21 protein-coding genes are annotated in these 23,174 nt (G+C 45.2%); 19 read left to right on the top strand and 2 right to left on the bottom strand.

Features of this window, described 5'->3' with window-relative positions; genetic code table 11:
* The first annotated feature begins 40 nt into the window (after positions 1–40).
* The 19 genes from pyrH (at position 41) to OH460_RS05975 (ending at position 20,849) form a co-directional block, all read left to right on the top strand.
* A complete protein-coding gene (gene pyrH, locus OH460_RS06065) occupies positions 41–772 on the top strand; it encodes a UMP kinase (protein WP_004738586.1) in 732 nt (243 codons plus the stop codon).
* A gap of 98 nt (positions 773–870) precedes the next feature.
* Positions 871–1,428: a ribosome recycling factor gene (gene frr, locus OH460_RS06060; RefSeq protein ID WP_004738588.1), complete on the top strand. Its 558-nt coding sequence runs from the start codon at positions 871–873 to the stop codon at positions 1,426–1,428.
* A gap of 98 nt (positions 1,429–1,526) precedes the next feature.
* Entirely contained in the window at positions 1,527–2,279 is a 753-nt protein-coding gene (locus tag OH460_RS06055) for an isoprenyl transferase (RefSeq protein WP_269995947.1), read from the top strand.
* A gap of 15 nt (positions 2,280–2,294) precedes the next feature.
* Positions 2,295–3,137, top strand: coding sequence for a phosphatidate cytidylyltransferase (locus OH460_RS06050; RefSeq protein WP_269995945.1), 843 nt, complete (start codon positions 2,295–2,297; stop codon positions 3,135–3,137).
* A 50-nt stretch (positions 3,138–3,187) separates the two neighbouring features.
* A complete protein-coding gene (gene ispC / locus OH460_RS06045; RefSeq protein ID WP_269995943.1) occupies positions 3,188–4,396 on the top strand; it encodes a 1-deoxy-D-xylulose-5-phosphate reductoisomerase in 1,209 nt (402 codons plus the stop codon).
* Positions 4,393–5,751: a sigma E protease regulator RseP gene (rseP, locus tag OH460_RS06040; RefSeq protein ID WP_008223998.1), complete on the top strand. Its 1,359-nt coding sequence runs from the start codon at positions 4,393–4,395 to the stop codon at positions 5,749–5,751. The genes ispC and rseP overlap by 4 nt, the downstream gene beginning before the upstream one ends.
* Positions 5,752–5,799: 48 nt before the next feature.
* Positions 5,800–8,205: an outer membrane protein assembly factor BamA gene (gene bamA / locus OH460_RS06035; RefSeq protein WP_061032607.1), complete on the top strand. Its 2,406-nt coding sequence runs from the start codon at positions 5,800–5,802 to the stop codon at positions 8,203–8,205.
* 27 nt (positions 8,206–8,232) lie between these two features.
* The gene (locus OH460_RS06030; protein WP_008224002.1) at positions 8,233–8,733 is read left to right on the top strand and encodes an OmpH family outer membrane protein; all 501 of its coding nucleotides are present in this window, start codon (positions 8,233–8,235) and stop codon (positions 8,731–8,733) included.
* Between the two features lie 5 nt (positions 8,734–8,738).
* Positions 8,739–9,770 carry a UDP-3-O-(3-hydroxymyristoyl)glucosamine N-acyltransferase gene (lpxD, locus tag OH460_RS06025; protein WP_269995938.1) on the top strand — a complete coding sequence of 344 codons (1,032 nt, stop codon included), beginning with the start codon at positions 8,739–8,741 and terminating at the stop codon, positions 9,768–9,770.
* Between the two features lie 93 nt (positions 9,771–9,863).
* A complete protein-coding gene (fabZ, locus tag OH460_RS06020; protein ID WP_004738598.1) occupies positions 9,864–10,316 on the top strand; it encodes a 3-hydroxyacyl-ACP dehydratase FabZ in 453 nt (150 codons plus the stop codon).
* Position 10,317: 1 nt separating this feature from the next.
* Positions 10,318–11,106: an acyl-ACP--UDP-N-acetylglucosamine O-acyltransferase gene (lpxA, locus tag OH460_RS06015; protein WP_269995935.1), complete on the top strand. Its 789-nt coding sequence runs from the start codon at positions 10,318–10,320 to the stop codon at positions 11,104–11,106.
* Positions 11,107–11,188: 82 nt separating this feature from the next.
* Positions 11,189–12,385, top strand: a complete 1,197-nt coding sequence (gene lpxB, locus OH460_RS06010) for a lipid-A-disaccharide synthase (RefSeq protein ID WP_269995932.1) — start codon at positions 11,189–11,191, stop codon at positions 12,383–12,385.
* Positions 12,386–12,433: 48 nt separating this feature from the next.
* Positions 12,434–13,054, top strand: a complete 621-nt coding sequence (rnhB, locus tag OH460_RS06005; RefSeq protein WP_008224012.1) for a ribonuclease HII — start codon at positions 12,434–12,436, stop codon at positions 13,052–13,054.
* A gap of 112 nt (positions 13,055–13,166) precedes the next feature.
* Positions 13,167–16,646 (top strand): DNA polymerase III subunit alpha, encoded by a 3,480-nt coding sequence (dnaE, locus tag OH460_RS06000; RefSeq protein ID WP_105057486.1) that lies wholly within the window; start codon positions 13,167–13,169, stop codon positions 16,644–16,646.
* Between the two features lie 45 nt (positions 16,647–16,691).
* Complete coding sequence (accA, locus tag OH460_RS05995) at positions 16,692–17,651, top strand: acetyl-CoA carboxylase carboxyl transferase subunit alpha (RefSeq protein WP_008224015.1); 960 nt, start codon at positions 16,692–16,694, stop codon at positions 17,649–17,651.
* Positions 17,652–17,774: 123 nt separating this feature from the next.
* Positions 17,775–19,106 carry a tRNA lysidine(34) synthetase TilS gene (gene tilS / locus OH460_RS05990; protein WP_269995928.1) on the top strand — a complete coding sequence of 444 codons (1,332 nt, stop codon included), beginning with the start codon at positions 17,775–17,777 and terminating at the stop codon, positions 19,104–19,106.
* Between the two features lie 58 nt (positions 19,107–19,164).
* The gene (locus OH460_RS05985) at positions 19,165–19,476 is read left to right on the top strand and encodes a c-type cytochrome (RefSeq protein WP_269995927.1); all 312 of its coding nucleotides are present in this window, start codon (positions 19,165–19,167) and stop codon (positions 19,474–19,476) included.
* 130 nt (positions 19,477–19,606) lie between these two features.
* Positions 19,607–19,945 (top strand): nitrogen regulatory protein P-II, encoded by a 339-nt coding sequence (gene glnB / locus OH460_RS05980; RefSeq protein ID WP_008224020.1) that lies wholly within the window; start codon positions 19,607–19,609, stop codon positions 19,943–19,945.
* A 61-nt stretch (positions 19,946–20,006) separates the two neighbouring features.
* Complete coding sequence (locus tag OH460_RS05975; protein WP_269995926.1) at positions 20,007–20,849, top strand: endonuclease/exonuclease/phosphatase family protein; 843 nt, start codon at positions 20,007–20,009, stop codon at positions 20,847–20,849.
* A 28-nt stretch (positions 20,850–20,877) separates the two neighbouring features.
* Here OH460_RS05975 and OH460_RS05970 read toward each other — a convergent pair whose 3' ends face one another.
* Positions 20,878–21,564, bottom strand: a complete 687-nt coding sequence (locus OH460_RS05970) for a YIP1 family protein (RefSeq protein WP_008224026.1) — start codon at positions 21,562–21,564, stop codon at positions 20,878–20,880.
* A complete protein-coding gene (locus OH460_RS05965; RefSeq protein WP_269995925.1) occupies positions 21,561–23,129 on the bottom strand; it encodes a LysM peptidoglycan-binding domain-containing protein in 1,569 nt (522 codons plus the stop codon). The genes OH460_RS05970 and OH460_RS05965 overlap by 4 nt, the downstream gene beginning before the upstream one ends.
* Between the last annotated feature and the right edge of the window lie 45 nt (positions 23,130–23,174).

Genomic DNA, 23,174 nt, shown 5'->3' with positions numbered 1-23,174 from the left:
CCATGACTGTTAATCATCAACTCTTTGGAAGGTAAACTCCATGACTACGAACCCTAAACCAGCGTATCAACGTATTCTGTTAAAACTTAGCGGTGAAGCGCTACAAGGCGAAGAAGGTTTTGGTATTGACCCAACGATCCTTGATCGTATGGCTCAAGAAGTAAAAGAATTGGTTGAACTAGGCGTTCAAGTTGGTGTTGTTATCGGTGGCGGTAACTTGTTCCGTGGTGCTGGTCTTGCTGAAGCCGGCATGAACCGCGTTGTTGGTGACCACATGGGTATGCTTGCAACAGTAATGAACGGCCTTGCTATGCGTGACGCGCTGCACCGTGCTTACGTAAACGCACGTGTAATGTCTGCAATTCCTCTAAAAGGCGTGTGTGACGATTACAACTGGGCAGATGCAATCAGCCAACTACGTCAAGGTCGCGTTGTGATCTTCTCTGCTGGTACTGGTAACCCATTCTTCACTACTGACTCTGCTGCATGTCTACGTGGTATCGAAATCGAAGCTGACGTAGTTCTAAAAGCGACAAAAGTAGATGGTGTATTTACTGCTGACCCAGTAGCAAACCCAGACGCAGAGCTGTATGATACTTTGTCTTACAACACAGTTCTTGAGAAAGAGCTTAAAGTAATGGACTTGGCTGCATTTACGCTAGCACGTGATCACAAAATGCCAATCCGTGTATTTAACATGAATAAGCCAGGCGCACTACGTCGCGTGGTTATGGGTGAAACTGAAGGTACATTAATCAGCGACGCTGACTAATTTTTCGGGCTTACTGGGGGCTATACTCTGGTAAGCTTTATCCTTATCACTCCAAATAAAAAGCTTTCTTGAAGAAAGAACATAATCAAGGTGAAATTGTGATTAACGAAATCAAAAAAGACGCTCAAGAGCGCATGGAAAAAAGTGTTGATGCACTAAGAAACAGCCTGCAAAAGATTCGTACAGGTCGTGCACACCCAAGCCTACTTTCTGGCCTTACAGTAGAGTACTACGGTGCACCAACGCCTTTGACTCAAGTTGCTAACGTTATTGCTGAAGACGCACGTACTCTAGCAATCACAGTGTTTGATAAAACGCTAACGCCTCTAGTTGAAAAAGCGATCATGACATCTGACCTAGGTCTAAACCCTATGTCTGCGGGTACGGTTATCCGTGTTCCACTTCCACCGCTAACAGAAGAGCGTCGTAAAGACCTAGTTAAAATCGTTCGTGGCGAAGCTGAAGGTGGCCGTGTTGCTATCCGTAACATCCGTCGTGACGCGAATGGCGATCTAAAAGCACTTCTTAAAGATAAAGAAATCTCTGAAGATGAAGATCGTAAAGCACAAGACGAAATTCAAAAGCTAACTGACGCTGCGGTTAAGAACGTAGACGAAGTTCTAGCAACTAAAGAAAAAGAGTTGATGGAAGTTTAATTTTCCATATTCTTTTCTTTCCGGAAAAACGCTGTACTCACTGTTCAGCGTTTTTTTATGCTACTCTGTTCGACTATTAGAATTTGATTCACTCTTTTATGCATAATTCTCAAGCGTTCACAGACTCTCTTCCTAAACACATTGCTGTCATTATGGACGGTAATGGTCGCTGGGCAAAAGCTCAGGGCAAGCCTCGCGTCTTTGGTCATAAAAACGGTGTTCAAGCCGTTCGCAAAACCATCTCTTCTGCTGCCAGACTCGGCATCAAAGCCGTTACACTTTTCGCATTCAGTAGTGAGAACTGGCGCCGACCAGAGGAAGAAGTGGGTATTTTGATGGAACTCTTTATCTCCGTGCTTTCAAGTGAAGTGAAAAAGCTCCATAAAAATAATCTACAACTTCGTGTTATTGGTGATAAAAGTCGTTTTAATGATCGACTACAAAAGAAAATCGAAGAAGCGGAAGCTTTGACTAGCACCAATACCGGTATGGTTATTAATATTGCAGCTAACTACGGCGGTAAGTGGGATATCCAACAAGCAATGACCTCTATTGCTCAACAGGTAAAGTCTGGCGATATTAATGTAGATGACATTGATGAAGCTATGATTACACAGCACCTGACTATGGCAGATATTCCTGAGGTTGATCTACTTATCCGTACCAGTGGCGAATGCCGCATTAGTAATTTTATGCTTTGGCAGTTGGCTTACGCCGAAATGTATTTCACTGAACAATTCTGGCCAGACTTTAATGAAGACAGCTTAGTAGAAGCTGTGACTTGGTTTGTTAACCGTGAGCGTCGTTTTGGATGCACCGGTGAGCAAATTAAAGCTCTGATGGACAGTTAATAAGGATTTTTTGGTTTGAAACAACGAATTATTACGGCGTTGATTTTGGCTCCTCTAGTTATTCTGGGAATTTTCGAGTTATCACTTCCTACGTTTATTCTTTCATTAGCGGTTATTTCGCTATTGGGATACTGGGAGTGGACTCAATTTGTTGAAAGCAAATCGCGTTATCTAGCGTTGATTCCTACGGTTGTGGTAAGTGCTGCAAGTTTTGCTTTTATCCCTTTTGATGCATTTAGTCTCAATAATTTATCGAGTGCTCACTACGCCATTCTAACGATTGGCTCGATTTGGTGGGTAATCGCGAGTGGTATGGCTGTGACTTATCCTAAGTCTATGCCTGCATGGAAAGATTCCTCTCTTCTTCGTCACGCCTTTGGTGTGCTGACTCTGCTACCATTTTTCTGGAGTGTGGTTATCCTGCGTGCTAATGGTATTGATGTAGACCCTTACCACGGTGCGAAATTGGTGATGTTTGTTTGCTTGCTTGTGTGGGCTGCAGACAGCGGTGCTTATTTTGCAGGAAAGAGCTTTGGTAAACGTAAAATGGCTCCGGCCGTTAGCCCGAACAAGACAATTGAAGGCCTGATTGGCGGTATCATCACCGCGGTGATTGTGGCTTGGATTTTTGCTGACTTGTTCAATATCCAATTCTCAAGCCCGCTACACATGATTGTGATTACGCTTGTGACCGTTGTTATCTCTGTTCTTGGTGACCTTGTTGAAAGCATGTTCAAGCGTGTTTCAGGGGTTAAAGACAGCAGTAATCTGATTCCTGGTCATGGTGGTATACTCGATAGAATCGATAGCTTAACGGCTGCATTCCCTGTCTTTGCTCTGCTTTACTTAGCATTCTAATTAAAAGGGCAGTGAATCTGCCCTTTATTACATTTCTACGGTCATATGTGATGCGAAATCTAACTATCCTAGGCGCAACTGGCTCAATTGGTGCAAGTACACTAAAAGTCGTTGAGCAAAACCCAGACCTTTATTCAGTCGTTGCACTGGCTGCTGGCTCGAATGTTGAAAAGATGCTGGCGTTAGTAGAAAAGTGGCAACCAAGCTATGTTGCTATGGCTTGTCCTGATGCTGCATCTCAGCTTGCTGACACCTTATCTATCAATCACCCTAACGTCCAAGTACTCTCAGGCTCAGAAGGCATGTGCAAGGTTGCTTCTTTGGATGAAGTGGATACGGTGATGGCTGCGATTGTTGGTGCGGCAGGCCTGCTTCCTACTATGTCAGCAGTCAAAGCGGGCAAGCGTATTCTCCTAGCAAATAAAGAAGCCTTGGTGATGTCTGGACAGCTGTTTATCGACGCAGTGGAAAAGTACGGTGCTGAACTTCTTCCTGTAGATAGTGAACACAATGCTATCTTCCAATGCTTGCCACAAAACGTGCAAACTAATTTAGGTCGCTGTGATTTAGAAGCCAATGGTATTAACCATATCCTACTAACGGGCTCTGGTGGTCCTTTCCGTTATACCGATGTCGCTGAACTGGAATCCGTGACTCCTGAACGCGCTATCGCACACCCTAACTGGTCTATGGGGCCTAAGATCTCTGTCGATTCTGCGACTATGATGAATAAAGGTCTTGAGTACATTGAGGCGAAGTGGCTATTTAATGCGTCTCAAGAGCAGCTCAAGGTGATTATCCACCCTCAGTCTGTAATCCATTCTATGGTTCAGTACAAGGATGGTTCAGTACTTGCTCAAATGGGTGAACCAGATATGGCGACACCTATCGCACTGACGATGTCGTACCCTCAGCGCACTGAAGCGGGTGTTAAGCCGTTGGATTTTACCAAAGTTGGTGAACTGACTTTCTTAGAGCCTGACTTCAACCGCTACCCTTGTTTGAAATTAGCCATTGAAGCGTGTTACTTAGGCCAGCATGCAACGACAGCGATTAACGCAGCAAACGAAATTGCGGTCGATGCTTTCTTGAACAATCAGGTTAAATTTACCGATATTGCTGTCATTAACGAGCATGTTATGAGCAAAGTATGTGAACAACATAACTCTGAAGGCTTAGATAGCTTGGAAAGCCTGCTTGAGCTAGATAATATGTCTCGTCAAATAGCCATTCAATTTATTAAAGAGCAGCTAGCATGAGTGGAATTCTGTGGAACTTCGCATCTTTTATCATAGCGCTTGGCATTCTGGTCGCGGTTCACGAGTTTGGACATTTCTGGGTTGCTCGTCGTTGTGGTGTAAAAGTTGAAAAATTCTCGATTGGTTTTGGTAAATCAATCTGGAGCAAAGTTGGCCGTGACGGTACAGAATACAGCTTGTCCGTGATTCCACTGGGCGGCTACGTAAAAATGCTCGATGGTCGTGTCGATGACCTATCAGAAGACGAGCAGCAGTACGCGTTTGATAAAAAGCCGTTGTGGAAGCGAACCGCGATTGTCGGTGCTGGACCAGCGTTTAACTTCATCTTTGCTGTGTTCGCATATTGGTTAGTATTTTTGATTGGTGTGCCGGCGGTTAAGCCTGTTATTGGTGAGGTAACTCCACAATCTATTGCTGCACAAGCCGGAATTGAAACTGGGATGGAACTTAAATCTATTTCGGGAATCAAAACCGCAGATTGGGAATCAGTCAATATGGGTTTGATATCGCATATTGGTGATCAATCGATGACAGTAACGGTGTCTTCGCAAGACGATATCGGCTTTGAGCAGCAATTGACGTTGGATATTTCAGACTGGTCGTTCAACCCAGAAACTGAATCTGCGATGACAACGCTTGGCTTTAGACCATACTCTCCAGAGATCTCGACAGTGCTGGCTCAAGTGATTGATGATGGTGCTGCTTACTCTGCTGGTCTAGAAGCGGGCGACCAAATTGTTGAAATTGATGGTCAACCAATTGAGCAGTGGCAATCAGTGGTTGAGTTAATTCGCTCAAACCCAATGACACCATTAGATGTTGTCGTATCAAGAAATGGCGGTGAGCAATCACTCGTTATGACACCGAAAAGCCGTGAGCTTTCTGATGGTTCAACAATCGGCTATGCGGGTATTGCTCCGGAAGTCGCAGAATGGCCAGAAGATTATCGCTTTGAGTTACAATTTGGTGTAATTGAGTCTGTAGGAAAAGCATTTGATAAAACAGGTCAAATCATTGGTCTGACGCTTACTATGCTCAAGAAGCTCATCGTGGGTGATGTTGGCTTAAACAACTTAAGTGGCCCGATTTCAATTGCTAAAGGCGCAGGTACAACCGCCGACTACGGTTTGGTTTACTTCTTAGGCTTTTTGGCTTTGATAAGTGTTAACTTGGGTATTATTAATTTGGTTCCGCTGCCTATGCTTGATGGCGGACATTTGCTCTTTTTCGCTATTGAGGCCGTTACTCGTAAACCAGTCCCTGAGAAAGTTCAGGAGATGGGTTACAGAGTGGGAGGGGCTATCCTCTTCTCTTTAATGGCTCTGGCAATATTTAACGATTTTACTCGTCTGTGAATGGTTTCTCACAGGCATTGGTAGTAGCAAGGAATAATTAGAATAAGTATGGCGATTAAGCAAATTCTGTTCGCAAGTCTATTAGCCACCAGTGTGGCGGCGAACGGAGCACAAAACTTTGTAGTTCAAGATATCAAGATCGAAGGTTTACAGCGTGTTGCACTTGGTGCAGCTCTACTGAAAATGCCAGTACGTATTGGCGATGAAGTAGATGAAAGCGATGTTTCTGAGATCATCCGTGCATTGTACGCTTCGGGTAACTTTGAAGACGTAAAAGTCCTTCGCGATGAAGGTGTATTGATTGTTCAAGTGAAAGAACGACCAACCATCGCAAGTATCTCTTTCTCGGGCAATAAAGCGATTAAAGAAGAACAACTTCAGCAGAACCTAGATGCATCAGGTGTTCGTGAGGGTGAAGCTCTTGACCGTACTACGCTAAGTAATATTGAGAAAGGTCTTGAGGACTTTTACTACAGTGTTGGTAAGTACAACGCGACAGTAAAAGCGGTTGTAACACCTCTGCCACGTAACCGTTCTGACCTTAAATTTGTATTTACTGAAGGCGTTTCAGCTAAGATTCAGCAAATTAACTTTATCGGTAACGAAGTGTTTACTGATGCTGAACTGCTTAGCCGCTTCAATCTCAATGTAGATGTGGCTTGGTGGAACTTCCTAGCTGATGAAAAATATCAGAAGCAAGTACTGGCTGGTGATATCGAAGCGCTTAAATCTTACTACCTTGACCGTGGTTACTTGAAGTTCAAGGTTGACTCTACGCAGGTAGCGATTTCTCCGGATAAGAAAGGTGTTTACATCACACTTGGCTTAGACGAAGGCGAAGCTTACACGGTTAAAGACGTGTCGTTCCGTGGTGAGCTTATTGGCCGCGAAGCTGATTTTGAAGCACTTGTTCCATTTGAAGATGGTGATACTTACAACGGCTCTTCTGTAACTTCACTAGAAGAAGGCGTTAAACGTATTCTTGGTGAATCAGGCTATGCTTACCCACAAGTTCGTACGATTCCTGAGTTCAATGACGAGACCAAAGAAGTTTCACTGGTTATCAACGTAGAAGCGGGTAGCCGTATTTACGTGCGTGATATTCGTTTCACAGGTAACAACTCGACAAAAGATGAAGTGCTACGTCGTGAAATGCGTCAAATGGAAGGCAGCTGGCTTAACTCTAAATCGATTGATACTGGTAAGAGCCGTCTTAACCGTCTAGGTTTCTTCGAAACTGTCGATGTACAAACCGTTCGTGTTCCAGGCAGCGAAGACCAAGTTGATTTGGTTTACAACGTTAAAGAAGCAAACTCAGGTAGCATCAACTTTGGTGTCGGCTACGGTACTGAATCTGGTGTGAGTTTCCAAGTTGGCCTTCAACAAGACAACTTTGCGGGCTCAGGTAACCGTGTTGGCGTAAGTGCCATGATGAACGATTACCAAAAAAACGTGAGCTTAGACTACCGTGACCCATACTGGAACCTAGATGGTGTGAGCTTAGGTGGTAAGATCTTCTACAACGAGTTTGAAGCGTCTGAAGCGGGTATCGTCGACTATACCAACCAAAGTTATGGTACGAGCTTAACCTGGGGTTTCCCTATGGATGAGCTGAACCGCATTGAGTTCGGTGTTGGCTATACGCACAACAAGATCGGTAACGTACCGACCTATATCCAGGTTGAACAGTTTGCGAGAAGTATCGACCAATACGGTGACGAGCACATCTTAACTGATGACTTCGATATCAATATCTCTTGGACGCGTAACAACTTGAACCGTGGTTTCTTCCCAACAGAGGGTAACCACCAACGTGCTTTCGCTAAAATGACGGTACCAGGCTCTGATGCTCAGTACTTCAAAATGCAGTACGATGTAAAACATTACATCCCGCTGACCAAAAAGCATGAGTTCACACTATTGATGCGCGGCCGATTAGGCTATGGTAATGGTTATGGTCAAACGGATGGTAACGATAACTTGTTCCCATTCTACGAGAACTACTATGCGGGTGGTTTTACAACCCTACGTGGTTTTGGCTCTAACTCGGCAGGTCCAAAAGCCGTTTACGGCAGCAGCACGGGTAACAACCCAACCTACGACACCGCTACTGACGATTCAGTAGGTGGTAACGCGGTTGCTTTGGCAAGTTTAGAGTTAATCGTACCTACGCCGTTTGCTTCTGATGAAGCACGTAGCCAAATTCGTACCAGTGTCTTCTTCGATATGGCAAGTGTATGGGATACCGAGTTCGTAGACCGTGGCGCACCTAACAGTGGCGGCCAGTACTACTACGATTACTCTGATCCAACGAATTACCGTTCATCTTATGGTGCCGCTCTTCAATGGATGTCACCGATGGGCCCACTGGTTTTCTCTCTAGCGAAACCAATTAAAATTTACGAAGGTGATGATGAGGAATTCTTCACATTCACCATTGGTAGAACTTTCTAATATTTAAAGGACAATATTTTGAAAAATATGATTAAAGCAGCAGGTTTAGGCCTTGTAGTTCTTAGCTCTTCTTTCTTTGCAACAGCTGCTGAAGCTGCGCAAAAAGTGGGTTATGTAAACACTGCACAAGTATTCCAGGCTCTACCTCAGCGTGAAGTTGTTCTTCAAAAAATGCAGGAAGAGTTCAAAGACAAAGCAGCTGAGCTGCAAAGCATTCAAGCGGAAGCTAAGACTAAGATTGAAAAGCTCAAGCGTGATGGCGAGCTACTAGGTCCAGACGAAGTTGAGAAGCTTCGTATCGAAGTTGGTCAACTAGATAGCAAGTACAAAATCAAAGCTCAAGCTCTAGAAAAAGCAAGCCAACGTCGCGAAGCGCAAGAGAAGCAGAAGCTATTCAAAGTGATTCAAGATGCTGTAACGAAAGTTGCAGAGAAAGAAGGCTACGACATGATCGTTGATATTCAAGCGCTACAATACGGCAAGCCTGAATACAACATCTCTGAGAAAGTAATTAAAGAACTAAAATAAGTTTTATGAATACACTGACTTTAGCCGAATTGGCGACCATTACCGGGGGGGAGCTACATGGTGACGGTACTGTAACCGTTTCTGCTGTTGCTCCTATGGATAAAGCGCAAGAAGGTAACATTACGTTCCTTTCTAACGTTAAGTACAGCAAGCACCTAGGTGACTGTAAAGCATCAGCGATTATGGTTAAAGAGAGTGAGCGCGAACTGTGTAAGACTAACGTGATTGTGGTCAGTGACCCTTACGTTGCTTTTGCTAAGGTTGCTCAAGCGCTTGATACTACTCCAGCACCGGCTGCGGATATTGCTGATTCAGCTTCGATTGCGAGCGATGCAACACTTGGGCAAAATGTGTCTATTGGTGCGAACGCTGTGATTGAGTCTGGTGTTGTTCTTGGTAACGATGTGATCATCGGTGCGGGTTGCTTTATCGGTAAAAACGCCAAGATTGGCGCTGGCACTAAGCTGTGGGCTAATGTAAGCATTTATCATGAAGTGGTTATTGGTGAAGCTTGTTTAGTTCAATCAAGTACTGTGATTGGTTCTGATGGCTTTGGTTATGCGAACGAGAAAGGCGAGTGGGTTAAGATCCCTCAAGTTGGTTCTGTTCGCATTGGTAATCGCGTAGAGATCGGTGCGTGTACCACGATCGACCGTGGTGCGTTAGATGATACGGTTATTGAAGACAACGTTATCATTGATAACCAAATGCAAATCGCACACAACGTTCACATCGGATATGGTTCTGCTCTTGCGGGTGGTACTATCATCGCAGGCAGCACGACGATAGGTAAGTACTGTATTATTGGTGGCGGCAGTGTAATCAATGGTCACATTGAGATCACTGATGGCGTTACGATTACCGGTATGGGAATGGTAATGCGCAGCATCACTGAGAAAGGCATGTACTCCTCGGGTATTCCTTTACAGCCAAATAAAGATTGGCGTAAAACAGCAACGCGTGTTCATCGTATTGATGAAATGAACAAGCGTTTGAAAACCGTTGAAAAACTTATCGAGAAGAGCGCGGAATCATAATTCCAGCATTTCTAATAAAAGGCTCGCGTACAGCGAGTCTTTTTCGTTTATAATCTTTCTAATTAAATAAAGAATACATATAGGAATACGACTTTGACTACTGAACAGACAACGATGAACATTACTGAAATTCAGGAACTATTACCTCATCGCTACCCATTCTTAATGGTTGATCGTGTGACTAGCTTTGAAAAAGAAAAAACACTGACTGCAATTAAGAATGTTTCTGTTAACGAGCCTCAGTTTACTGGCCACTTCCCTCAACTTCCTGTATTTCCAGGTGTGTTGATCCTAGAAGCGATGGCGCAAGCAACTGGCCTTCTTGCATTTAAATCTTTCGGTGCACCTTCTGGCAACGAGCTTTACTACTTCGCAAGTGTTGATAAAGCGAAATTCCGTAAGCCAGTGGTACCTGGTGACCAGCTGGTTATCGAAGTTGAATTCCTAAAAGAGCGTCGTGGTATCGCATCATTTAACGGCGTAGCGAAAGTTGACGGCGAAGTAGTATGTTCAGCTGAACTTAAATGTGCTCGTAGAGAGTTTTAATATGATTCATGAAACAGCAAAAATTCACCCGGCTGCAGTTATCGAAGGTGATGTAACGATTGGTGCAAACGTAACAGTTGGCCCTTTTACTTACATTGCTGGTAATGTAACCATTGGTGACGACACAGAAATCATGTCGCATGTTGTGATCAAAGGTCACACCACGATTGGTAAAGAAAACCGCATTTTCCCACACGCTGTGATTGGTGAAGAGAACCAAGACAAGAAGTACGGTGGTGAAGACACAACGGTTGTGATCGGTGATCGCAACGTGATTCGTGAAGCGGTTCAAATCCACCGTGGTACGGTTCAAGATAAAGCAACCACAGTGATCGGTAATGACAACCTGCTTTGTGTTAACGCTCACGTAGCGCACGACGTTATTGTTGGTAACCACACTCACATTGGTAACAATGCGATCTTAGGTGGTCACGTAACCGTTGGCGATTACGCTGGTGTTATGGCGCTTTCTGCGATTCACCCGTTCTGTTCAATCGGTGCTTACGCCTACATTGGTGGTTGCTCTGCCGTTGTTCAAGATGTACTTCCGTATGTACTAGCACAAGGTAACCATGCAGCACCATTCGGCCTTAACCTCGTAGGTCTGAAGCGTAACGGGTTCGAGAAACCAGAGATTCGTGCACTGCAAAAAGCGTACAAAGAGCTTTACCGCTCTGGCAAAACACTTGAAGAAGCGAAAGCAGCTTTAGTTGAAATGGCGGAAGAGTTTGCTTCGGTAGCGCCTATGCTAGAGATGCTAGAGAACTCTGAGCGCGGTATTATTCGTTAATACCAGGTGTGATTGATATAAAAAAGATCGCTACTTTTAAGGCGATCTTTTTTGTTTTAGGCGAGAAGGGAATTGGAAAACTATGGCACAGCAAGAAGCACAAACCAATAACTCAGGCTTTGTTTCCAACGAGCCACTGCGGGTAGGCATTGTTGTCGGAGAGCTCTCTGGCGATACGCTAGGCGAAGGTTTTATTAAAGCGATAAAAGCTCAGTACCCGAATGCAGAATTTGTTGGTATTGGCGGGCCAAAAATGAAAGCGCTAGGCTGTGAATCTTTGTTTGAGATGGAAGAGCTTGCCGTAATGGGCCTTGTTGAAGTACTTGGTCGCTTGCCTCGTCTGCTAAAAGTAAAAGCAGAGCTGGTTAAATATTTCACGCAGAATCCACCAGATGTGTTCGTAGGCATTGATGCCCCTGATTTTAATTTGAGATTAGAGCTAGACCTTAAGAACGCAGGTATAAAAACGGTTCATTACGTTAGCCCTTCAGTATGGGCATGGCGTCCAAAACGTATTTTTAAGATCGATAAAGCAACCGACCTAGTACTGGCGTTCCTACCATTTGAAAAAGCGTTCTACGATAAATATAACGTTGCCTGTGAGTTTGTGGGCCATACACTGGCAGATGCCATTCCACTCGAGCCAAATCAAGCGGAAGCACGAGAGCTGCTTGGCCTAGAGCAAGACAAGCAGTGGTTAGCGGTTCTACCGGGCAGTCGTGGTGGCGAAATGAAGCTTATCGCGCAACCGTTCATTGAAACCTGTAAACGTATCAAACAAAAGTACCCAGACATCGGTTTCGTGGTGGCAGCTGTTAATGAAACTCGCAAGCAACAGTTTACTGAGATTTGGAAGGCGACAGCACCAGAATTAGATTTTGTCATTGTGCAGGATACAGCTCGTAACGTGATCACTGCAGCGGACTCTGTACTATTGGCATCCGGCACGGTCGCTCTTGAGTGCATGCTGCTTAAGCGTCCAATGGTTGTAGGCTACAAGGTGAATAAGTTGACTGGCTACATTGTGAAGAAGCTGGCTATCACCGAGTTTGTGTCACTGCCGAATATTTTGGCAGGCGAAGAAATCGTTAAAGAGCACATATTGGCAGAGTGTCATCCAGATTTCTTATTTCCTTCGGTTGATAAGATGCTAGCTGCAGATAACAGTGCGCTGCTTGAACGCTTTACTGAAATGCATCACTGGATCCGTAAAGATGCTGACAAACAAGCCGCCAACGCGGTGCTGAAATTGATCGGTCGAGAGTTTGTTGAATCATAACGTGCTAGTTTCAAAGGCACGAGCTTAAAAGTTACAAAGAGAATTGTCATGGCAGTAAAAGAGAAAAAAGAGCTTCCACCTTTCGAATACCCTCAAGGCTACCAGCTATTTGCTGGCGTCGATGAAGTAGGGCGTGGGCCATTGGTTGGCGATGTAGTGACAGCTGCAGTTATCCTAGACCCGAATAATCCCATTGAAGGCTTGAACGACTCAAAGAAACTGTCTGAGAAAAAGCGCCTTGCTCTGCTTCCTGAAATTAAAGAGAAAGCATTGGCATGGTCTGTGGGCCGTTGTTCACCACAAGAAATTGATGAGTTGAACATCCTACAAGCGACTATGGTTGCGATGCAGCGCGCGATTGCAGGTTTGAGTGTTCAGCCTGATATGGCTTTGATTGATGGCAACCGTGTACCTGAATTGCCAATGGCCGGTATTGCAGTGGTTAAAGGTGACTTGCGCGTCGCTGAAATTAGTGCAGCATCTATTATCGCTAAAGTAGTTCGTGACCAAGAGATGGAAGAGCTTGATAAGCTTCATCCGGAGTTTGGTTTTGCTAAACACAAAGGTTACCCGACTAAGGCGCATTTCGAGGCAATTGAAAAGCACGGTGTTACCGAGCACTACCGTAAGAGCTTTAAGCCAGTAAAACGTATTTTAGGCATTGATTAAGTGCTACACAGATAAGCGTTCATCTTCGAATAAATTTGCTTACTTGCTGCAGAAAAAAATAGAATACACTCAGTTGTAATCCTAGGCCCTAGCCTAGAACTCAGGAAAAATAATGTCAGATCCAAAATTTGTTCACCTACGCGTACACAGTGACTTTTCTATGGTGGATGGCCTGTCTAAGGTGCCACCGTTAGTTAAGAAAGTCGCTGAAATGGGTATGCCCGCCCTAGCACTTACCGATTTCACTAACCTGTGTGGTTTGGTGAAGTTTTACGGTACTGCCCATGGGTGTGGGGTTAAGCCAATTATTGGTGCTGATTTCCTCATGCAATCTCCAGAATTTGGAGATGAACTGACGAAACTGACGGTGTTGGCGTCTGATAACAAAGGTTATAACAACCTTACCTTGCTGATTTCAAAAGCTTACTTGCGTGGTCACGTGCAACATCAGCCGGTGATCGACAAAGAGTGGTTAATCGAAAACGCTGAAGGATTGATCATCTTATCCGGCGCTAAAGAAGGTGAGATCGGTAAGGCATTGCTGAAAGGTAACCGTGATCTCGTCGCGAGCAGTGTCGAGTTTTACAAGACTCACTTCCCCGATCGCTTTTATTTAGAGTTGATTCGTACCGGACGTGCCGATGAAGAGTCTTACCTGCACTTTGCACTAGAACTTGCTGAGCAACAAGACTTACCGGTTGTAGCAACCAACGAAGTAGTGTTCTTAACTGAAGACTTGTTTGATGCCCATGAAATCCGTGTAGCGATCCATGATGGTTACACCATGGTCGATCCGCGTCGTCCAAAAAACTACAGCGCGCAACAGTATCTTCGTAGCGAAGAAGAGATGTGTGAACTGTTCTCCGATATCCCAGAAGCGCTTGAAAACAGCGTTGAGATTGCTAAGCGTTGTAACGTCACTGTTCGTCTTGGTGAGTACTTCCTCCCGAACTTCCCAACCGAAGGTTTAGCGATTGAAGACTTCTTGATTAAAAAATCAGAAGAAGGCCTTGAGCGTCGTTTAGCATTCCTTTTCCCTGATGAAAAAGAGCGAGCGGAGCGCCGCCCAGAATATGACGAGCGCCTAAAGGTTGAACTGGAAGTTGTTAACAACATGGGTTTCCCCGGCTACTTCTTGATCGTAATGGAGTTCATCCAGTGGTCTAAGGATAACGATGTGCCAGTAGGCCCAGGTCGTGGTTCGGGTGCTGGTTCATTGGTGGCGTACGCGTTGGATATCACCGATCTTGATCCACTTGAATACGATCTACTGTTCGAACGCTTCTTGAACCCAGAACGTGTCTCGATGCCCGATTTCGATATCGACTTCTGTATGGATAAGCGTGACCAAGTAATTGATCACGTTGCTGAAATGTATGGTCGTGATGCGGTATCTCAGATCATCACCTTTGGTACCATGGCAGCAAAAGCGGTAATTCGTGACGTAGGCCGTGTACTTGGCCACCCGTTTGGCTTCGTGGACCGTATTTCTAAGCTTGTACCGCCAGATCCGGGGATGACACTAGAGAAAGCCTTCCTTGCTGAACCTGCATTACCAGAGCTTTACGATGGCGATGAGGAAGTTCGTGAACTGATCGATAAGTGTCGCATCCTTGAAGGTTGTACGCGAAACGCCGGTAAACACGCAGGTGGTGTTGTAATCTCACCAACTACGATCACGGACTTCGCACCTATCTATGCCGATGCTGAAGGTAATTTCCCAGTAACGCAATTCGATAAGAATGACGTTGAAACCGCTGGTTTGGTTAAGTTTGACTTCTTGGGTCTACGTACTCTGACTATCATCGACTGGGCGTTGGGCCTAGTAAACCCACGCTTAAAGAAGGAAGGCAAAGAGCCGGTTCGTATTGAATCGATCCCTCTGGATGACCAAGCGTCGTTCAACCTATTACAAAACTCTGAAACCACTGCGGTATTCCAGTTGGAATCACGTGGTATGAAAGACCTGATCAAACGTCTTCAGCCTGACTGTTTTGAAGATATCATCGCATTGGTAGCCTTGTTTCGTCCTGGCCCGCTGCAATCAGGCATGGTTGATAACTTTATCGACCGTAAGCACGGTCGAGAAGCGGTCTCTTACCCAGATGAAACATGGCAACATGAATCGCTAAAAGATACGCTAGAGCCGACTTACGGCATCATCCTGTACCAAGAACAGGTAATGCAGATCGCACAGATACTCGCGGGTTACACGCTGGGTGGCGCGGATATGCTGCGTCGTGCGATGGGTAAGAAAAAGCCAGAAGAGATGGCTAAACAGCGTGGTACCTTCAAAGAAGGTGCGGAAGCCAACGGTGTTGATGGCGAACTTGCCATGAAGATCTTTGACTTGGTAGAAAAGTTTGCGGGTTACGGTTTTAACAAATCGCACTCAGCCGCTTACGCTCTGGTTTCTTACCAAACACTTTGGCTGAAAACACACTACCCAGCAGAGTTTATGGCCGCGGTAATGACGGCGGATATGGATAACACCGAGAAGGTTATCGGCCTTGTTGATGAGTGTTTCCGCATGAAGCTCAAACTGCTGCCGCCTGATATCAACTCGGGCCTCTACCGATTCAATGTTGATGACGATGGTGCGATTGTTTATGGCATCGGTGCGATCAAAGGGGTAGGTGAAGGACCGATTGAAGCGATCATTGAGGCGCGAAACAAGGGCGGTTACTTTAAAGATTTATTCGATTTCTGTGCGCGTATTGATTTAAAGAAAGTTAACAAGCGTGTTATCGAAAAGTTGATTCTATCGGGTGCGTTAGATAGATTAGGCCCTCACCGTGCAGCGATGATGGCTTCATTGGCTGATGCGGTTAAAGCGGCAAGCCAATATCACCATGCCGAGTCCTTTGGGCAATCCGATATGTTTGGTGTATTGACGGATGCTCCGGAAGAAGTCGAGCACAAGTACACCCAAGTACCGAGATGGCCTGAAAAGGTTTGGCTCGAAGGTGAACGTGAAACGCTAGGTTTATACCTGACGGGCCACCCAGTTAACGCTTACATCAAAGAGTTAGCGAAATACACTAGCTGCCGTTTGAAAGACGCGACGCCAACACGCCGTGATCAATCATTAACCATTGCCGGTCTGGTGATTGCGGCACGGGTTATGACTACCAAGCGCGGTACTCGAATTGGTTTGATGACCATTGACGATCGATCTGGGCGTATGGAAGTGATGTTGTTCTCAGATGCGCTCGATCGTTACGCAGAATTGCTCGAAAAAGACAAAATTGTGGTCGTTTCTGGACAGGTCAGCTTTGATGACTTCAACGGTGGGCTTAAAATGTCCGCGCGCGAGGTCATGGACTTAGGAAGCGCCCGTGAAAAATATGCTCGTGGGGTATCGATATCTATCGATGAATCCCAAATTAATGGTCAATTTTTTGAACGATTTAGTCAAATCTTAGAACCTTATAGAGCCGGAACGGTCCCAGTCAATGTATACTACCAGCGTGCCGACGCTAGAGCGCGGTTAACATTGGGCACAGAATGGCGCGTGACGCCAAGTGATACATTACTAGACGAATTAAAACAGCTGCTTGGAAATAGCCAAGTAGAACTCGAATTTAACTAAAATTTAGCTTCGCAAATGCGGAGCTGAATCAACAAGGATTCATAGATGAGCCTGAACTTTCTAGAATTTGAAAAGCCTATCGCTGAACTTGAAGCAAAAATCGAAGCGCTACGTGACGTTTCGCGTCACGGTGGTGACACAGCGGTAGATCTAGACAAAGAAATCGAACAACTAGAGAAAAAAAGCTTAGAGCTTAAACAGAAAATCTTTAGCGACTTAGGTGCATGGCAGGTAGCTCAACTTGCTCGTCACCCACAACGTCCTTACACAAAAGATTACCTGGAGCATGCATTCACAGAATTTGAAGAGATGGCGGGCGATCGCGCTTACGCTGATGACAAAGCAATTGTGGGTGGTATGGCTCGTCTAAATGGCCGTCCTGTTATGGTTATTGGTCACCAGAAAGGTCGCGAAACTAAAGAGAAAGTGATTCGTAACTTTGGTATGCCAAAGCCAGAGGGTTACCGTAAGGCACTTCGCCTAATGGAAACCGCTGAGCGTTTCAACATGCCTATCATTACTTTCATCGATACGGCTGGTGCATACCCAGGTGTAGGCGCTGAAGAACGTGGCCAATCTGAAGCTATCGCTAAAAACCTTAAGGTTATGGCAGGTCTTTCTGTTCCTGTTATCTGTAACGTTGTGGGTGAAGGCGGTTCTGGTGGTGCACTAGCGATTGGTGTTGGTGACTACGTGAACATGCTTCAGTACTCTACGTACTCAGTAATCTCTCCAGAAGGTTGTGCTTCAATCCTATGGCGCGATTCAGATAAAGCACCACAAGCGGCTGAAGCGATGGGCCTAATTGCTCCTCGTCTTAAAGAGCTTGAGCTTATCGACGAGATCATCCCTGAGCCGCTAGGTGGCGCACACCGTGATCCAGTGCAAACCGCTCAGAACATGAAAGACATGCTAGTGAAACAGCTAGAAGAGCTAGAGCAGTTTGATAACGAAACGCTTCTTGAGCGTCGTTACCAGCGTCTAATGAGCTACGGTTACTGCTGATAAGCTGCCTTATTCGAAGGCGGACTTTATGTAACAAGATGATGAAAGGGTTGGACTCAGTGCCAACCCTTTTTTATTATTTAAATATTACCTTTCAAACACCTTCTTGGTTCATTAAGCCTCATGACTCACTTAATCGAAACGTTTACCTCTGTATTTGACCAAAGCGCAATTAAGCCTCACCGGCTGGTGGTTGCCTTTAGTGGTGGGGTTGATTCACGTGTGTTGTTGGAGTTGGCTGCGCAATACACTAAAACTCATGAAATCGATTGTCAGGCGATCCATGTTCATCATGGCTTAAGTGAGAATGCCGATCATTGGGCAGAGCAATGCCAAGCGTGGTGCGATGCTTTGTCTATTCCATTAGCTATTGAGCGAGTAACGTTGGATGTTAACAATGGTGAAAGCATAGAAAAGCTCGCCCGAGATGCACGTTACCAAGCTTTTGAAAAACATATCAGGCAAGGGGATGTACTGGTTACTGGTCAACACATCGACGATCAAGTCGAGACTTTTCTATTAGCGTTAAAGCGCGGTAGTGGTCCTAAAGGGCTGTCTTCTATGGCGAAAGTGATGCCATTTTCAGATTCTTATATTGTTCGTCCTATGCTGTCAGTGAGCAGAACAGAGATTGAAGCGCACGCTCGCCGCATGGGGTTAACTTGGGTCGAAGATGAAAGTAATCAGGATGTGCGTTTCGACCGTAACTTTATTCGCCACCAAGTGACTCCGGTGCTAACTGAGCGTTGGCCTAGTTTTCGAGAGTCGGTCAGTCGCAGCGCCCAGCTCTGTGCCGAGCAAGAGATGTTGCTCGATGAGTTGCTTGAATCACACTTTCAGCACGCTTTGGGAGATAGCCAGAGCTTAAGCATTGAGGCGTTATCTCAACAATCGGCTTTACTAAGAGCACGCTTGTTGAGAATGTGGTCAGGTTATTGCCAGCAAGCGATGCCGAGCCAAAAGCAACTTCAGCTTATCTGGGATGAAGTGGCGTGTGCTCAGGCGGATGCCAACCCTAAATTGGTGTTAAACGGTGTTGAAGTGAGGCGTTTTAACCATAAGCTTTACTTGGTACAAGAGTCTAAAGACGTATCGCTCTGGCAAGGTGATATTACTATTGGTGAACCCTTGGCTTTGCCTGATGGCTTAGGAGAAGTCAGCTTAACTGCGTGCAGCTCTGAGTGTAAACCTAACAGCTACTCGCAAGCATTTAGCTTACCGAACAATAACGAGACATTACGGGTGACTTTTAATCCTGAAGGGTTGTCAGCTCACCCTGTTGGGCGCGGGCATAGCAGAAAGCTAAAGAAACTCTTTCAAGAGTACCAAGTACCTAGCTGGTTACGACGCAGAACGCCAATATTAATGGATGGCGAGCGAGTGATCGCTGTTTTAGGCTTATTCGTAGATAAAAACTACGAAGGTCAAGATTGTGAAGCGCTTTGGAGCAAGTAGAAAAAGTTTGTGTCACAATTCACCGTCACTTTAATAAAAATAATTAATGGAATATGCAATGAAGAAAATTACACTAGGATTAGTTCTTGGACTTGGACTATTGAGTGGTAACGCTCTGGCAGGTGATGTTGCTGCAGGACAAGCAAAAGCAGCAATCTGTGCAGCATGTCATGGCGCTGATGGTATCGCAGTGATTCCGGGTTACCCAAACCTTAAAGGTCAAAACGAGCAATACATTGCTTCATCAATTAACGCATATAAGAACGGCCAGCGCACCGGCGGTTTGGCTGCTGTAATGCAAGCTCAAGCTTCAATGCTGAGTGATGAAGATATTGCTAATCTAGCTGCTTACTACGCAAGCCTTAAGTAAAACCCTCTTAAAGCGCTGATTAAACAAGATGATAAATTTCGAGCCAGAGCCTCAAACCTCTGGCTTTTTTCATTGAATGTTTACTATAGCTATCCGATAATGAGCCATTCGCACAGTTTAAGGGATGAACATGAAAAAGATTGAAGCCATTATTAAGCCATTCAAACTTGATGATGTACGTGAAGCGCTTGCAGAAGTAGGCATTACGGGTATGACAGTATCTGAAGTTAAAGGTTTCGGACGCCAAAAAGGTCATACTGAGCTATACCGCGGCGCAGAGTACATGGTCGACTTTTTGCCTAAAGTTAAGTTAGAGATTGTTGTTACTGACGACGTCGCTGACCAGTGCGTTGATACCATTATTGAGACGGCTCAAACTGGTAAAATTGGCGATGGTAAGATCTTCATTACTGACGTTGAACGTGTGGTACGTATTCGTACTGGCGAAGAAGACGAAGACGCCGTATAAAAAAACTATTACCCTAAAAGGAGCGTTTATCGCTCCTTTTTCATTTCTGGTAGGGTGTTGTATGTTCAAGAAAACCATCATAGTTATCACGCTGTTGATAACACTTGCCGTCGTAAGTTTTCACTTTATTTTTGTTATCCCGAATAAACCAAATCTAATCACGTCTTCTCCAAATACCAGCAATGACATCTACAGTTGCTACCAAAACTCTGAACCTAAAGCGCTGGATGTGTCTGACGGCTTAAGTCTCACCGTGTGGAATGTTTATAAGCAAAACCGTAGTCATTGGCAGACGGAACTCAATAAGCTGACAGCGGGAAGCGATTTAGTACTGCTACAAGAAGCGAGCATGACGGATGGACTTCGTCAGTGGGTAACGAGTGGTCAATGGGGAAGTACTCGAGTAAATGCGTTTGAGGCATTTGAAAAAAGTGCTGGTGTGCTCAACCTCGCGACTCATTTGCCTATCGAGGCTTGCGCTTATACTCATGAAGAGCCTTGGCTGCAGTTGCCTAAGTCTGCTCTGTGGTCCCGTTACAAGTTGAGTAATGGTGAAGAGTTGGCGGTGATCAACATCCACGCCGTAAACTTTACCTTTGGTACGGAAGATTATGAAGCTCAGCTTAAGAGTTTGACTAACAACCTACAAAAGTACCGTGGACCAGTTATTTTTGCTGGAGACTTTAACAGCTGGAGTGAGGCTCGCTTTACCGTATTAAAAGAAGCATTGGAAAAGGTAGGTTTGGCTGAGGTCGCTTTTAACCCTGATAATCGTACTCAGTTCATTACGGGGCTAGTGCTAGACCATGTGTTTTATCGTGGGCTAGAGGTAGAAAAAGCAAAAGCGCTCATAACGGACGCTTCTGATCATAATCCAATGTTAGTCACTTTTAAGGCTAAATAGCGTAAAGATAAGACTCAGTAACGGTTATCTACGAAACTAAAATGTAGATAGCCCAGATTAGGTAATAGCCAATCCACGGCAAGCCTGAAATTACTAGTGCTTGCCCACGCTCAAACTCTGTCCACGTTAATACAGCAGCGTAACCAAGTACGATGTACCAAGGCAGTAGCAGTGGTAATGAGCTAGCAAATTGTGACCAATCACTAGTAAGCGGTAACTTGATTAAGCCGTTTAAGCTGTTTAAGTCGGCGGCGTAGTTCATCACATGACCGTGCTTTAGGATTAGACTTGCGTAGCTCGCAATATCACCTAAAACTGCTGGGAAGATGATAACCGATGCTGCTGCAAACCATCGCCAAAAGCTATGCTGATGTTGACTAGGTTTGGTTGCAAGGTTAAACCAAAATGCCAACAGAACGATAGTGAGCGTGCGGCTAAACACATCGCTGATGATTTCACTGGCGAGTAGGGTATTACTATCAAGTAACGCCAACTGGTCTGGGTTTGTTTGAGCCAACTGCTTAGATAGCTCTGCACTTAACCAAGCAAAATCCACGTTCGAAAAATAAGCACCCCAAAATAAAAATGGGCTGAGCATTAATACGACGTAGGGTTGCCATCCCCAAGCACTTCGCTGATAAAGCGCTAAGAAACAAGCTGTTGGTGAACGGAATATATCCAACAGCATGACGAGTGGGTTACTTGACGGGTTCATACACTTACCTTAGTTACATCAACATACAGCTTGAGTTTTTGTCCTGGCTGTAAGTATTTCTTGTTCTGCAAAGTGTTCCATTTTACAACATCTGAACTTTTTACCTTGAACTTTGATGCAATACCGCTGACTGTGTCACCTGATCTTACGTTATAGAAGATAGTGCGAATGATGGCACCGTCAGAACCGTTCTTCCAAATGACCAACTCTTGACCAACTCGTAACGTGTCGCGTGGGCCCATACCGTTCCACTTCGCTAGTGACTGGTGAGATACCTTATTAGCACGCGCAATGGTCCATAAGCTGTCACCACTTTTTACTTTGTGGGTTAGCTTATATTGACCGCGACTCTTCGACTGCGTGCTTGCTAGACGGTTTGAAGCGCTGAGTGCGTAAGTCTTATCATCTTTAGTCGAAGTCGGGATCAGTAGGTGTTGACCAATACGAATATTGTTGTTGGTTAAACCGTTTGCAGAGCGAATCACTTTGCTAGTGGTGTTGTATTTGCTTGCCAGTACGCTAATGCTGTCACCCGACTGAACCTTGTAACGTACTAGCTTCATGCCTTTGCCTTTGTTGGCTGTGACTTCTTTGTTGAACTTTTCAACTGAGTCTAGGGGAAGCAGTAATTGTTGGTGTTTTTCTGGTGCCGTCGCCCACTGGTTGTAGGCAGGGTTGTAGCTTTGCAGCTCTTTTACTGGAATGCCTGCGTAGTTCGCAGCAATAGCTAAATCCAGTTGTTCTTCTGGGTTAACTAGAGTCAGTACTGGTTTGTTTGGAATGGCAGGAATATCAATGCCGTACTTTTCTTGGTTGGCAATTACGTCTGCCAGTGCCAGTAGTTTAGGTACGTAGCTACTGGTCTCTTTCGGCAGGTCTAGTGAGAAGAAGTCGATTGGTTTGCCAAGCTTCTTATTCTTACGGATTGCGCTGTTCACACGACCACCGCCACTGTTATAGGCAGCGATTGCGTGTTGCCAGTCGCCATCAAAACGTCTGTTTAGGTCGGTTAGAAAATCTAACGCAGCATCGGTTGAAGCGGCAACATCTCGGCGGCCGTCGTACCAGAAGTTCTGCTCAAGCCCGTAGTCTTTACCCGTGCCAGCGAGGAATTGCCATAGGCCAGCAGCACTGCCGTGAGAGTAGGCAAATGCGTCGAATGAGCTTTCAACAACCGGCAGCAGTGCCAGTTCTAAAGGTAGGTCTCTTTCTTCAATTTTGGTGGTGATCAAGTAGAGGAAAGGTTCAGCTCGCTTGGAGACGGTTTTTAGATGACTAGGGTGTTTTAGATACCAAGTTCGGTAGTAGTCGACCTTCTTTTGGTCTGGTACTTCCATTTCAAGTTGCATCGCAATACGTTTCCAAACATCTTCTTGTGTTTGTGGAGTGACGACAGGTGCTTCAACTTTTTGTTCTTCTTTGGTCGCTTCAGGTGAAACGTTCGCTTGAGAAACTTCTGTAGGAGATGTGTTGGTTTGCTCGGAAGCTTGGTCTGGATTCTCTGACTGAGTTAATTGGCAACCAGATAGTAGTAATACCAAAGCCCAGCTGTACTTAACTCGCATGTTACAGCCTTTTTAATAAACGGCCGATGATAATACTTGCCACCC

Source organism: Vibrio sp. Makdt (genome assembly GCF_027587015.1).
Classification (GTDB): domain Bacteria; phylum Pseudomonadota; class Gammaproteobacteria; order Enterobacterales; family Vibrionaceae; genus Vibrio; species Vibrio chagasii_B.
This window is presented reverse-complemented; position numbering and strand designations above follow the sequence as displayed.